Source organism: Agrobacterium sp. 22-209-1 (assembly GCF_053522485.1).
The window spans coordinates 78,690-90,633 of the sequence record NZ_JBNWCH010000007.1 but is presented as its reverse complement, the minus strand read 5'-3'; the positions used below and the strand labels follow the sequence as shown (position 1 = coordinate 90,633).

General features: G+C 55.9%; 13 protein-coding genes and 1 tRNA gene. 3 read left to right on the top strand and 11 right to left on the bottom strand.

Translation table 11 applies throughout. The features are described from left to right. Window positions 1–129 precede the first annotated feature (129 nt). Window positions 130–840: a tetratricopeptide repeat protein gene (locus ACQZ48_RS16535; RefSeq protein WP_191217397.1), complete on the top strand. Its 711-nt coding sequence runs from the start codon at window positions 130–132 to the stop codon at window positions 838–840. Between the two features lie 45 nt (window positions 841–885). Here ACQZ48_RS16535 and ACQZ48_RS16530 read toward each other — a convergent pair whose 3' ends face one another. From ACQZ48_RS16530 to ACQZ48_RS16490, 9 genes are all read right to left on the bottom strand, one after another. After that, on the bottom strand, window positions 886–1,872 hold the full coding sequence (locus ACQZ48_RS16530) for a type II secretion system F family protein (protein WP_077984506.1): 987 nt from the start codon (window positions 1,870–1,872) through the stop codon (window positions 886–888). A gap of 9 nt (window positions 1,873–1,881) precedes the next feature. Continuing rightward, window positions 1,882–2,886, bottom strand: a complete 1,005-nt coding sequence (locus tag ACQZ48_RS16525) for a type II secretion system F family protein (RefSeq protein WP_077984505.1) — start codon at window positions 2,884–2,886, stop codon at window positions 1,882–1,884. A 15-nt stretch (window positions 2,887–2,901) separates the two neighbouring features. Continuing rightward, window positions 2,902–4,374 carry a CpaF family protein gene (locus tag ACQZ48_RS16520; protein WP_077984504.1) on the bottom strand — a complete coding sequence of 491 codons (1,473 nt, stop codon included), beginning with the start codon at window positions 4,372–4,374 and terminating at the stop codon, window positions 2,902–2,904. 33 nt (window positions 4,375–4,407) lie between these two features. Next, window positions 4,408–5,691 (bottom strand): AAA family ATPase, encoded by a 1,284-nt coding sequence (locus ACQZ48_RS16515; protein ID WP_191217316.1) that lies wholly within the window; start codon window positions 5,689–5,691, stop codon window positions 4,408–4,410. 34 nt (window positions 5,692–5,725) lie between these two features. Next, the gene (locus tag ACQZ48_RS16510; RefSeq protein ID WP_077984609.1) at window positions 5,726–6,406 is read right to left on the bottom strand and encodes a CpaD family pilus assembly protein; all 681 of its coding nucleotides are present in this window, start codon (window positions 6,404–6,406) and stop codon (window positions 5,726–5,728) included. Window positions 6,407–6,468: 62 nt separating this feature from the next. After that, entirely contained in the window at window positions 6,469–8,040 is a 1,572-nt protein-coding gene (locus ACQZ48_RS16505) for a type II and III secretion system protein family protein (protein WP_373692764.1), read from the bottom strand. An 11-nt stretch (window positions 8,041–8,051) separates the two neighbouring features. Beyond that, window positions 8,052–8,858 carry a Flp pilus assembly protein CpaB gene (gene cpaB / locus ACQZ48_RS16500; RefSeq protein ID WP_142913758.1) on the bottom strand — a complete coding sequence of 269 codons (807 nt, stop codon included), beginning with the start codon at window positions 8,856–8,858 and terminating at the stop codon, window positions 8,052–8,054. Window positions 8,859–8,975: 117 nt separating this feature from the next. Next, window positions 8,976–9,488, bottom strand: a complete 513-nt coding sequence (locus ACQZ48_RS16495; RefSeq protein ID WP_142913757.1) for an A24 family peptidase — start codon at window positions 9,486–9,488, stop codon at window positions 8,976–8,978. An 85-nt stretch (window positions 9,489–9,573) separates the two neighbouring features. Next, on the bottom strand, window positions 9,574–9,753 hold the full coding sequence (locus ACQZ48_RS16490) for a Flp family type IVb pilin (protein ID WP_142913756.1): 180 nt from the start codon (window positions 9,751–9,753) through the stop codon (window positions 9,574–9,576). Window positions 9,754–10,196: 443 nt separating this feature from the next. Here ACQZ48_RS16490 and ACQZ48_RS16485 point away from each other — a divergent pair, with 443 nt between their 5' ends. After that, a complete protein-coding gene (locus tag ACQZ48_RS16485) occupies window positions 10,197–10,580 on the top strand; it encodes a pilus assembly protein N-terminal domain-containing protein (protein WP_142913796.1) in 384 nt (127 codons plus the stop codon). A 185-nt stretch (window positions 10,581–10,765) separates the two neighbouring features. On the opposite strand, the gene ACQZ48_RS16480 is transcribed toward ACQZ48_RS16485, so the two are convergent. Together ACQZ48_RS16480 and ACQZ48_RS16475 are read right to left on the bottom strand one after the other, a co-directional pair. Continuing rightward, window positions 10,766–10,852 (bottom strand) — tRNA-Leu (locus ACQZ48_RS16480). A 119-nt stretch (window positions 10,853–10,971) separates the two neighbouring features. Further along, window positions 10,972–11,277, bottom strand: a complete 306-nt coding sequence (locus ACQZ48_RS16475; protein ID WP_191217317.1) for an Rdx family protein — start codon at window positions 11,275–11,277, stop codon at window positions 10,972–10,974. A 145-nt stretch (window positions 11,278–11,422) separates the two neighbouring features. Here ACQZ48_RS16475 and ACQZ48_RS16470 point away from each other — a divergent pair, with 145 nt between their 5' ends. After that, the gene (locus tag ACQZ48_RS16470) at window positions 11,423–11,872 is read left to right on the top strand and encodes a DoxX family protein (RefSeq protein ID WP_077984497.1); all 450 of its coding nucleotides are present in this window, start codon (window positions 11,423–11,425) and stop codon (window positions 11,870–11,872) included. Window positions 11,873–11,944: the final 72 nt, after the last annotated feature.

Below are 11,944 nucleotides of genomic sequence, written 5' to 3'. Positions count from 1 at the left end.
GGCGGGGGCGCTGCCATGACTGCATTTTCTTTGGGCGAGACAGGCCGGACAGGGTTGCTGCGGGGAGCATGTCTTGCCGCATTGGTTCTTGCGGTTTCAGGATGCGCGGGCGCCAACAAGCCCGATCGCATGTCCACCGGCTCCATTCCCGCGGCCACGCGTTCTTACGACCATCTGAACATGGAGCAGCTTCGGCAGGCGGAAGAGACCGCCGGCAAAGCCTATGAACGCAATCCCAAGGACAAATCGGTGGGCATGAATTATGCCAGCGTGCTGATGATGACCGGCAAGAACACACAGGCTCTCGCCGTCATGCAGCAGATCGCCATCGCCAATCCGGCCGACCGTGATGTGCTTGCCGCCTATGGCAAATCGCAGGCGGCTGCCGGCCAGCTGGAACAGGCGCTTTCGACCATCCAGCGGGCACAGACGCCGGACCGGCCCGACTGGCGGCTTTATTCCGCCGAGGGCGCCGTGCTCGATCAGCTTGGACGTTCGAACGAGGCGCGTTCCCGCTACAGGCAGGCGCTTGACCTGAAGCCGAACGACCCGAGTGTATTGTCCAACCTCGGCATGTCTTACGTCCTGTCGAGCGATCCGCGCACTGCCGAAACATATCTGCAATCCGCCATCGCCCAGCCGGGCGCCGATAGCCGCGTTCGCCAGAACCTCGCGCTCGTGGTCGGTCTACAGGGCCGCTTTGCCGAAGCCGAGCGCATCGCGGTTCAGGAACTCTCGCCACAACAGGCGCAGGCAAATCTCACCTATCTGCGCGCAATGCTTTCACAGCCGAACTCCTGGCAGCAACTGGCGAAAAAGGACGGTAAGCCGGCCGGTTGATACGCTTTTGCGGTCATAGAGGGGCCGCGCCCTGATGGTTCGTCGTCAGAATGTGTCGGCGACACGAATGCCGGCAGGCCCGAGAATGACGGCGATGAGAACCGGCAGGAAGAATATTATCATCGGTACAGTCAGTTTGGGCGGCAACGCTGCGGCCTTTTTCTCGGCTTCATTCATTCGCTCGTCCCGGCCTTCCTGCGCGAGAACGCGCAGGGCCTGGGCGAGGGGGGTGCCGTACCGCTCCGCCTGGATAAGGGCCTGCACCACGCTTTTGACACCGTCCAGTTGTGTGCGCATACCAAAATTCTCAAGAGCGACACGCCTGTCCTGAAGGAAGGACAATTCCGCTGTCGTCAGAATCATTTCTTCTGCGAGTTCAGGTGACTGCTCGCCCATCTCTTCCGCTACGCGGCGCATGGCGGCTTCCATCGATACACCGGATTCGATGCAGATCAGCATCAGGTCAAGCGCATCCGGCCATGCCCGTTTGATCGATGCCTGTCGCTTGGTCATGCGGTTCGAAACATAGATATTGGGGGCGTAAAAGCCGACATAGCCGAAAAGAAGCACCGCCATCAGCCGAACGACAAAAGCCTGATCAGCCAGGTTTCCAAGAATAAAAACCCAGGTGAATGCCACGGCCAGGAAAATGAACGGAAAGATGAACCGGGCGGCGAGAAATGTATTAAGCGCATTTTGCGAACGAAAACCGGCTGCTCGCAGCTTGTTCATTGTGTTCTTGTCGGCAAGTGCTTCCCGGAGGTTGAATTTTTCGACGATTCGACGTGCGGACTTATTGTTGTTGCCTCGCAGGGAGGTCTTGCCGTCTCTGGTTGCTGTCGCAAGTCGCTCGCGCTCGCGGCTGCGAATGAGTTCTCGCTCCGACGATACGGCTTTCATGCGCTTGGCAAAGTCTTTTCGCTCGAAGAAAGGCGTAATGAGCGTATACAGAGTGGCGAAAACTGCCACTGTTACCAGAATCGCAATAATGGTCTGCGGATTTGTCAGGTCTGAAAGGAGATTCCTTGTCATTGATGACCCTCAAATATCGAAATTGATCATTTGACGCATGATGAAAATTCCTATGAGCATCCATAGTCCAGATGCACCCAGAATGATGTGCCCGCGCATATCCGTGAACAGGACTGAAAGATAGTCAGGTGACGTAAAGTGCACCAGCAGCATAACGATGAAAGGCAATGCGCCGATAATGACGGCAGACGCTTTTGCCTCCATGGATAGGGCGTTCACTTTTGCGCGCATTTTTTTTCGGTCGCGCAACACCTTTGAAAGGTTGGATAACGCCTCCGACAGATTGCCGCCTGCCTGTGCCTGGATATTGATGACAATGCTGAAGAAACTCACTTCGAAAAGCGGCATGGTCAGCATCATACGCTCTATCCCTTGGGGAATCCCGATGCCAACCTGCTGCGCATCGACAACTCGCTGAAACTCTGTCTTTACCGGCTCCTGACCATCTGACGCGATCAGGCGTACCGCGTCGTTCAACGGCAAACCTGACTTGATCGAGCGGCACATGACATCAAGCGCATTGGGGAATTCCTCGAGGAATTTTTTCTGCCGGCGCTTGAGGAGAAAAGCCAATACCCAGCGTGGCAATCCCAAGGCCGCAACAGCGGCGACGAAGAGAACTGTCATTAACGACAGACCGTAGATAAGTGCAATAAAAGCGGCGCAAGCTGCCGCGCCAAGGCTCAGAAGGTGGAACTGCCGAACGGAAATTACCAGCCCAGCCTGCATCAGTTTATCGCGCAGGCTGACGTTCTTTGTTTTTTTCGCCTTTTCATTTTGTTTCTTCTCCATGTCCCGCAGGCTGTCCTGCATGGACTTGCGGCGCTTGCTGAGCTCCTGAACCCGATCGCGCGCAGCTTTGATATTTGCGTGATCCGTCTCTGCGGCCCGCACCCGCTTGAAACGACTAGTGGTCTTTTTTTCGACCTCTATCTGCTGGAAAAGAAACGCATAAGCGAGTGCTCCTGCCGAGATGGCGACGAGTACGGCCAGTAACACTATTGTCGGGTCCATGGCAGTCGCTTTCCCTTAGGATGTCTTTTCCATCTCATCGAGCGCGGCCGCCAGGCGTTTTTCTTCACCGTAATAGCGTGCACGATCCCAGAAATTGGGCTTGCTGATACCGGTCGATACGTGTCTGCCGATCAGCCTGCCCTGCGCATCCTCGCCTTCGATCTCGTATCGCATCAGATCCTGGGTGACGATGACATCGCCTTCCATGCCGATCACTTCCGTGATCTGCGTTATCCGGCGCGAGCCGTCGCGCAGACGCGCCGCCTGAATGACGACATCGATCGAGCCTGAGATGATTTCACGCACGGTCTTGGCCGGCAGGGTGAAGCCGCCCATGGCGATCATCGATTCGATACGGCTGAGGCATTCGCGCGGCGTATTGGCATGCAGCGTTCCCATCGAACCGTCGTGACCGGTGTTCATGGCCTGGAGAAGGTCGAAAACTTCCGGTCCGCGCACTTCGCCGACGATGATGCGTTCGGGTCGCATGCGAAGGCAGTTCTTGACGAGATCGCGCATGGTGATCTCGCCTTCTCCTTCGATATTCGGCGGACGTGTTTCGAGCCTCACCACATGCGGTTGCTGCAGCTGCAGTTCGGCGGTGTCTTCGCAGGTGATGACACGTTCATCCCTGTCGATGAAGCTCGTCAGGCAATTGAGAAGCGTGGTCTTGCCCGAGCCGGTGCCGCCCGAAATGACGACATTACAGCGGACGCGACCGATAATTTTGAGCAATGTCGCGCCTTCCGGCGTAATCGCTCCGAAACGCACCAGCTGGTCGAGTGTCAGCTTGTCCTTCTTGAATTTTCGGATCGTCAACGCCGGACCGTCGATGGCGAGCGGCGGCGCGATGACGTTGACACGCGATCCGTCCGGTAGGCGCGCGTCGCATATCGGGCTCGACTCATCCACCCGTCGGCCGACCTGGCTGACGATGCGCTGGCAGATGGAAAGCAACTGCGCATTGTCACGAAAACGAATATCGGATTCGATGGTTTTACCGCCGACTTCGATGAAGGTCTGGCCGGAACCGTTGACCATGATATCGGCGATATCATCGCGAGCGAGGAGAGGCTCCAGCGGCCCGTAACCAAGAACGTCATTGCAGATATCTTCGAGCAGCTCTTCCTGCTCGGCGATCGACATGGCGAAATTCTTGATCGTGATAATATCGTTGACGATATCGCGAATTTCCTCGCGTGCGCTCTCCGCGTCGAGCTTGGCGAGTTGCGAAAGGTCGATCGTATCGATAAGTGCGGAAAATACCTGGCTCTTGGTATTGTAGTAATCTTCCGTGCGGGCGCGTTTTTTCTGTGCCGGCGGTACGCTTGCGGTCGCCTGACGCATTGCCGGCGATTGGCCGGGTTCAAGAGTGTCAATCGCAGCAGAACGAGGTTCAGGCGCCGTCACCGCCTGCATATGTACAGGTGCAACAGGTTCCGGCTTCGTGCTTCTGGCTGGGCCCTCAGGCCCGCGTTTTCCGAACATCGGCGTTTCCGTCTAAGGGCGCAGGCAAAAGACCTACTTGCGCTTGAGAATATTCTTCAGTTTTTCGAGGCCGCCGCGCCTGCTTTTGCGCAGCACGGAGCGGCCTGTGATGGTGTGGGCGATTTGCGAGAAGGTTTCCGCTATTTGCGATTTTTCATCCATCTCGCTGATCATTCGGCCGCTATTGGCGGCATTTCCGAATAATGATGCGTCGAACGGGATGATCGCGATCGGTTCGATTTCAAGCGGCTCAAGGAAATCCGCCGGCGCGATTTCCGGACGTTTGGGCATGCCGACCTGATTGAGAACGAGATGCGGCAATTTATCGTTGGGTCTCAGCTTTATCAGCGCGTCGAAGAGATTTTTCGTATTGCGCAGGTTTGCGAGATCGGGAACGGCCGTTATGACCACCTCATCGGCTTCCGCAAGGACTGCCCGCGTCCAGTCGCACCATTGGTGGGGAAGATCGAGAACCGCAACCGGGGCGCTGCGCTGCAAAACCTCGAGGATCGGCAGAAAGGCTTGACGATCGAGATCGTAGGTGCGGTCGAGAAGAGACGGCGCTGCCAGAAGCGAAAGATGATCGGAACATTTCGTCAAGAGACGGTCGAGAAAAACCTCGTCCAGCCGCTCCGGCGAAAAGACCGCTTCAGCCATGCCTTGGGCAGGGTCCTGATCGAAATCGATATTCGCCGTTCCGTAGGCAAGGTCCATATCAGCCAGAATGGTTTCCGTGGAAAAAAGACTGGAAATACCAAAGGCGCAATTGTGCGCGATGGTGGACGAGCCCACACCGCCCTTGGCGCCAATGAAGGCGATGTTGCGGCCGAGCGGCTCCGCTTCCGGATCGACGAAGATCGCGGCGATCGAACCCAGGAGATCGGCCATATTGACCGGGGCGACGAGATATTCGGAGATGCCGTTGCGGATGAGATCGCGATAGAGCGTTATGTCATTGTGCCGGCCGACGATGATGACACGCGTGGAGGGATCACAAACCTCTGCCAGCGGCGCGAGATCGTCCAGCAACGAGGCGGTCGAGCTTGCCGTTTCGAGAATGATGAGATTAGGCGTTGGCGATGCGGAAAACATTGTCGCCGCCGCATTGATATCGCCCTTGGTCACCCGCAGCGTGACCTTGCTCATGCGCCTGTCGCTGGATAGCGCTTCCATGACGGCCTGCATATGGTCGCTGACGCAGAAGGCATGAATGGAAATGCGGGGCAGGGGCCGCAGGCGATCCATATCCGAAGCGCGCAACGGCGGTTCGATTTCCGCGCCGCCGCTTGGCTTGATATCGTATTCTACAGCGCTCATTGTTTTTCCTGCCGTGAGAAATCGTGGATCTGCATCAGTTTGTCGGTGCCGTCGAAGTACCGCTGCGATAGGTATCGATGACCACCGCCCGGCGTTCGGCATCGATCGGGCTCATGCCGCGCGGGCCGACGAGATCCATGGGATTGGCGATCTGCGCTGCGAGATTGCTCTGGGACGCGCATCCGAAATTGTACCAGTTCTTGTTGGCGAAGGTATTATCCGAGAGGTCCTCGGGCCATTGGCCGCACTGGCCAGTCATGGCGGTAACCGCAACATAGCTCAGGCGGATGGGCGCGGCGTCGCCATTCGGGGAGGCGGCATAGTTCGTCTGCATGATTTTTCCTGGCGCCACACCCGCACCCGAAAGCGCTGAGCGAATCTGTTTTGCCATTCGTGATGCCGCCGCGGAGTTGGCGGAGCCGGAAGGTATTTGAATATTGACTATGCCCGTCGACATGGATGCATAATTCTGGGCAAAGCCACGAACATTGTCTGCCATCGCAGTGGTCAAGCGGCTATCGCCGGCAGAAACGGGTATGTCGAGCGAGTGCTCGGCTTCGGACAGCGTAATCGGGTGGCGGGTGCGATAGTCATCGGGGATCGCGTTGGTCGTCATGGGGTCACGGGCGCAGCCCTGTAGCAACCCCGCGACAACAGCGACGACAGCCGCAAGGCCGATCTGTTTTGCGAAAGGGCGGTGAGTGTTTGCGTGCATGATGTCACCTGCGCGGTCCGGACTTGCTGCGAGATCGGGTTGGGAATTGGCGGAACTCGTCGTCATTTGTAGATGAACCCCACGGAGCCTTGATATGGCGCCGCCTGGACCTGGTCCTTGCGGCCATAGACCTTGTTGACGCGGTTCATGAAATACATGGCGGCATCGTTTTCCGGATTGAAGTTGTCATCCGGCCGGGCGATCTGGTTGCGCGCGACGGGACGTACCAGATAGGGCGTCGCGATGATGACCAGTTCCGTTTCGTTGCGCAGGAAGTCCTTGCTGCGGAAAAGCGTACCGAAGATAGGAATTTTCGAGATGCCCGGCAGCCCGGACATGGCTTGCCTGACATTGTCCTGGACAAGGCCCGCGATCACGATTGATCCTCCCGAGGGAAGTTCGACCGTCGTGGAGGTCTCGCGCTTGCGCACGGACATATAGGTCGAGCCTGGAACGCCCCGCCCGTAATTACCGGTGACGACATTGCCTTCATAGGTGGGTTCGGAGACATTGGTCTCGATCTTGAGACTTATTCTGCCTGGTGAAAGCACCACCGGCTTGAAGTTCAAGGTGATGCCGTAGTCTACCGTCTGTGTCTCGCGTATAACTTTGCTCGGCTGTTTCGTCTCGTTATCAATCTCGATTTCTTGTGTAGCGGCAAGTCGGAAGTCACCGCCCACGTAAAATTTGGCCTGCTCGCCGGAAATGGCTGTCAGGCTCGGCTCTGCCAGGGTGCGCATGACGCCGGCCTGCTCCATGGCGTTGAGGTAGGAAGCGAATCTGAGAGAGCCAGAACCAATCGCACCACTGGCGATCCGGGACGCTCCATCGATCGCGTTGCCGAGATTGGACGGATTTGCGAATTCGAAACCATTGCCGCTCGTTGTACTGCCGATCGACCCGTTGAAGCCGAGTTGCTTCAGAACCTGTCTGCTGACTTCGGCAACGGTGACCTTCAGCGTCACCTGATCTTCACCCTCAATCGTCAACATATTGACGATTTGCGATACCTGCCGGCGCTCGGCAAAAATCGCCGCATCGCCACCATTGTCGCCGCCCGTCAGCGATATGTTGCGTGTGGTGGCCTCACCGCCCTTTAGAAAGGCGTCCGCCAGCTGCACGGCGCGTGCGGAGTCCTGCGGTGTGCGCACCGATCCCGTCAGAACGATATTGTCCGAAACGATTTCCACCTTGATGTCAGACTCGGGAATGAAGCGGCGAATATTGGCCTCAAGCCCGGAAATATCGCGCTCCACCTCCAGATCGAGGCTGACGATTTCCCTGCCGCCGTCACCGAAAATGAAAATATTGGTCTGACCGACCGTTTTACCGAAGAGATAGATTCGTCTGGACGTGCGGGTCACGGCATCGGCAAGGCTCGGATCGGCAACAAGGATATCGTGAGCATCTTCAGGCAGGTCGATAACCAGGGCCTTGTTTAAACCCAGTTTCAAGCGTTTGCGAGTGCCAGCACCGCTTTCGGTGATCCGCACGACGCTTGCGCTTTGCGCCTCTGCTTCGCTGAAACGCAGAAATTTGGGGGAGTGCTGGCCGGGGATGCCTGAAAAGGCAAGGCAGAATGCGAGCCCACCCGCCATCGATGAACGCAGGTGTTGTTTGAGACGGTTTGTCATGAGCCCCCCGGTCATTGTGAAGCTCCTTGACCGCTCTTCACGATCGAGCCGGATTTGATTACCTGAATTTCCGGCTGCCCGGAGCTTCCGCTGAGAAGATGGCCGGCCGAAAGCGTATCGTTTTCCTGTGCATCGGCGACGGAGCGCAAGGCGAGCGTGAGACGATCCGCCATCTGTTGCGCCACTGTGATGATCTTCGCCTGTTCAGGGGTCAGTTCGAGTGTAGCGGTTGCGCCGACAACCGCCGACGTTCCGTCCTCGCCTTCCTTGATCTGCTGATCGATCGCCAGGACACGAACATTGTTCAAAACATTTTCGGTCAGAAAGTTATTGTTTTCGCCCTTGCGGACCATGATCACATCGACCCGGTCGTTCGGCAGCACGAAACCGCCTGCACCTGTCGAGACGGAAATCTCGGTGGCGACGGCGCGTTTTCCGGCCGGCAGAAGGGAGGACATGATGCGCGTGCTGGAATCGACCACTTTTTCCGGCCGGATCGGTTCGCCTTCGAAGAGAGGCAGCCGGACGACAGCGCCCGCGAGTTCGGTGATGGCGTCAGGCCTTTTCGCTTCCGTGATGAAACTGTCGACCACATTGCCCTGTGGCCAGGGTGTCCAGCGCACGGAGCTGTCGTTCAGGCGGCTGCCGACGGGCAGGTTGACCGAAGAGACGAGAACGTTGACCGTCGGTTCTTTCTGGATGATCGTTTCCGCTTTTTCGATGACCTGTTTTGCGCCGGAAATCTGCATGGCGACAAGGCCGGCCAGACCGGCGGCCACCAGGGCAACGGAAAGAATGACAATACGCGACGGTTTCATGCTCGATCCTTGAAGGAATCAGATTCTGCTCCCGTCAGGATGGCGCGCGATTGGTATATTTATGGTTAATATTGTACTGAAGTGTGTGGTTAATAGATGCTTAATGCAAGAGGTTATTTAGGAAAGGCTTGCAATGGCGGCCTTAACCAGTGGCGTTTCGCCGTAGGTTAGAAGTCCGGCGATTGCTATACCAATACCGTAAGGGATTTTTTTTGCCACAAGCAGAGAATCCGGTACCGGAATTCCTGCCGCCATGATTTCCTGGGAGCGTGTCCGCAAGAGAAGAATGCCTATCGTCAACGCGCCACCCATAAAGGTAACCGCGAGCAGAAATTCGATGACGTAAGTATTAAAGCCATACCAGACCGCCGCGGCAGTCAAAAGCTTGGCATCCCCCCCGCCCATGACATTGGCGGCGAAGAGTGCAAAACAGGCGAAAAAAACTGCAGCGCCAGCGACGAGACTGAGGGCAAAAGTTTGCCAGTCCATGCCTGAAAGGGGCGCGACGATCATAAACGAAAAGAACAGGATGAGCGGTATCCTGTTCGGGATCGTCATGGTGAGGAGGTCGTTCAGCGCGGCGAAGCTGAGACAAAGAGGAAGAATGAGGAATATCGCCGCAACCGTCATAGTTCTTAAATCTACCTATGAGTAAAAATTGTGTTGCGTCAGCGATTGCCGGCGCAACACAATCAAATTCAATCGCTAGCTAAAGTTACGGGTTTTTCGCCACGTTCATGTAGCTGCCGAGGTTCGTGAACTGGGTGCTGAGGCTGGTGCCCAAGGTCTTGGCGCCGCCAATAATGGCAACAGAAATGAGGGCAGCGATCAAGCCGTATTCGATGGCGGTCGCACCGGATTCGTCCTTGAGGAAACGAGCGAAAATCTTGGTCATGAGGTCTCTCCTAAATCTTGTTTGGTTCAGCACGCCGACAACTGTTTTCCGTTGTTCGGTTGCCTTCAAACTACAGCCGAGCGATTTCCAAGCGCTTAAAAAAAACGATTAATTCAAAGTAAACGGCAGGATGAGTTTCTCTTGGTAAACAAACAAGAAAAGTAATTTCTGTATTTTTATATTTACTGATAAACAAATGTATTTTGAGCCTGTCCGGTTATCTCTTCCCTGAAAGTGTCGTTTCACAGGGGCGCACATGTTCATTTTTGGAGCGTGTCAAGAGACATGAAAATATCATCTTGTTACACACGGCCATCGTCTGCTTAGAGGATTTCAGCCATTTAACGCTTCATTCACTAAAACCACGCATTCTCTAGCGCAAGAAATTGTGCGGATAATGAGCAAGGGCCAAAAGCGTGACATCCGGAAAACTGGCGAAAATCGTGGTCGGCTTGTCCGCTATTCTTGGAGCAGCGGCGCTGCCTGTTTTCGCTCAGGAAGATTCATTACGCGTGTCGATGAATCACGCCCGCGTCCTCCGCCTCGATCGTCCCGTGAGCAAGGTTATCGTCGGCAATTCCAAGGTCGCAGACGCCACGGTTGCCGATTCCACCACGATTGTTCTGACAGGCCGCAGTTTTGGCACGACCAATCTCGTGCTTCTGGATGCCGATGGCAATCCTATCGTGGACGAACGGATTCTCGTCTCCATCGACGAGGGCAATACGGTGCGTGTTTTCCGCCAGACGGAGCGAACCGTTCTGTCCTGTACGCCGAATTGCGAACAGCATTCGCAAAATAGCGGCGACAAGGACGCTCAGCCGTAACGCCGTAACATCAATCATAGATTCTGACAGTATGGCAGCCTTCCGGTAACACGGGAGCGGCCTTCTTTCGGGTTTTCCCATCGGTGGGAAGGCGAAAAAGCAACACGCTTCCCGGCGTTTACCGGTCGGCTATATGTTGCTATTTTTCGGCTAAGTATTTGATCTGGCTAAGATCAAAAATGGAATGGTGCCCAGAAGAGGACTCGAACCTCCACACCCTTGCGAGTACCAGCACCTGAAGCTGGCGCGTCTACCAATTCCGCCATCTGGGCGACGGAGAGCGATGTACGAGGGCAGCCGCCCGGTGTCAACAGACTTTTTGAACTTTTATGACGATCATTGATTTTAAAGGGAAAAAACTTGGTTGGCCTTGTTGAAACATGTCGCCGGGTCAAATGTCGAGGCCTTCGTGCTTCGTTCTGTCCACATGGCCGAGGTCGCGTTCCGGGTCGATGATGTCACGGATTCTTTGTTTGAGTTCTTTTGGGCCGGGAAAACCGCCATCGCGTTTGCGTTCCCATATGGTCGTGCCGTTAACGGTGATCTCGAACAGACCGCCGGTTGAGGGAACGAGGCTGACTTCGCCGACATCAGAAGCGAAGGTCTGCAGGATTTCCTGCGCCATCCACCCTGCCCGAAGCAGCCAGTTGCATTGTGTGCAATAGCGGATGGTTATGCGGGGTTTGGTTTCGGTCATCCTCACGTCTCCTTCGCTGCCCGGCAGGAAAAATGCTCACGATAATGTCAACTATAGCACTCATGTTTTTATCGGGTGCACCCTTGTTCTTACCATGCGGCTTTGCGAACAGAGAAGCTGTCGAAGGCTGCAACGTGGAGATCCTATGGCCCAGTTCGAGAATAATCGTCAGCGTCTTTTCGTTCCGGCGGTCGCACCGCTTTATAATGCGACGCATGATCTGGTGGAGACGATCCTGCGCGTCACGGCAGGACTTCTTCTCGTTACCCATGGGGTCGGCAAGATCGTCAATCCTTTTGGCGCAGTCGGCATGGTGGAGAGCCTCGGCTTTTATCCAGGCGTCTTCTGGTCGCCGCTGCTTGCTGCCACGGAATTTTTCGGAGGAATTCTGGTCGCTATCGGCCTGTTTACACGGCCTGCGTCCTTTGCTGCCATGATCGTTCTTCTGGTAACGGTTTATTTTCACGGCATCGTAAAGGCGGAAGGTCTGGGCGGCGCGGAAAAATCGATTCTGTGGGCCGCGATTTTCCTGTTCTTCGCCGTTCGCGGCGGCAACCGGCATTCGGTAGACGCCAAGCTGGCGCGTGAATTCTAGGGCGTATCGCTTCAGAATCCACCTATTGTCACAAGGACGTTGCTGCGGCTCTTGAAAATCGATTTTTCTCGT